The organism is Gordonia tangerina (assembly GCF_021556435.1).
In the GTDB taxonomy this organism is placed as follows: domain Bacteria; phylum Actinomycetota; class Actinomycetes; order Mycobacteriales; family Mycobacteriaceae; genus Gordonia; species Gordonia tangerina.
The window spans coordinates 1-1,285 of record NZ_JAKGCU010000064.1; the positions used below are offsets into that span (position 1 = coordinate 1).

Sequence of the window (1,285 nt, forward strand, 5' to 3'; positions counted from 1 at the left end):
ACCATCGAGTTGGGGGTGTCGATCACCGACGCCGCTATCGACGCCGAGGACCGCACGCACCTGTTTTGCGAACTGCTGGCGCCTGGCAACGTCTGCCCGGCCTGCGGGCAGTCGGGCCGGCTGCGTGATCACGTCGACCGTGAGGTCGCTGATCTGCCGATTGTCGGTCATCCCACCCGCTTGCACCTGCGGGTACCGCGGTATGTGTGCAGCAACCTCGAGTGCGCGACCTCGATCTTCCGTGCGAATATCACCAGCATCGTCGCACCGCGTACCCAAGTCACTCGACGCACCACCACCTGGATCATGCGCCGGATGATTCTGGACAAGATGAGCGTCACGGCCGTGGCTGCCTCGGTCGGCCTGGGCTGGAACACCGTCAACACCCTGGCCCTGGACGCAGCCCGCAAGCTGGCGGCCGCACCCGACCGGCTGGCCGGTGTTCGGGTCTTGGGTGTGGATGAGCACAAATGGAAACACGTTCGCGGTGAGGGTGATTCGAGTTTCGTGACCGTGCTGGTCGATCTCACCCCGATCGTCGATGGCACCGGGCCGGCACGGTTGCTCGATGTGGTCGCCGGCCGCTCGAAAGCCGCACTCAAGGACTGGCTCGATGCTCGCGACCAGTCGTTTCGCGATCGTATTCGGGTGGTCACCATGGACGGGTTCGTCGGCTACCACACCGCCACCGCTGAAGCCCTCGACAAGGCCCGCACCGTGATGGACCCGTTCCATGTGGTGCACTTGGCGGCGCAGAAGCTAACGTTGTGTCGTCAACGCGTGCAACAAGATACCTGCGGGCACCGCGGCCGCAGCGGGGATCCGTTGTTCGGTATCCGCCGTACTCTGCTGACGCGGATCGGGTTGCTCAGTGACAAACAAGCAACCAAGCTGCAGACCGGGCTGGATGCCCGGGATGAGCATGTGGCCGTTTCGGTCACCCACGCGGTGTATCAAGACCTCATCGGCGCCTACGAGCACCCGGACAAGCGTGCGGGCAAGATCGCGATGTACAAGCTGCTCAAACGCATCCGCACCGGCCTGCCCGCCGGACTGTGCGAGCTCGCCCAACTCGGCCGATCGTTGTGGGCGCGGCACCGCGAGATCCTGGCCTACTTCGACACCGGCGCCTCCAATGGACCGGTTGAAGCGATCAACGGCCGACTCGAGCATCTACGCGGCATCGCCCTCGGATTCCGCAACCTCGGCCACTACATCTTGCGGTCCCTGATCCATTCCGGACAGCTCGCCGAACGCCTGGATGCACTCTGAATCAGGAAGAGCC

General features: G+C 64.3%; 1 protein-coding gene. It reads left to right on the plus strand.

The features are described from left to right. The coding region (locus tag L1892_RS24565) for an ISL3 family transposase (protein ID WP_235726357.1) at positions 1-1,272 on the plus strand (1,272 nt) is incomplete at its 5' end. Between the last annotated feature and the right edge of the window lie 13 nt (positions 1,273-1,285).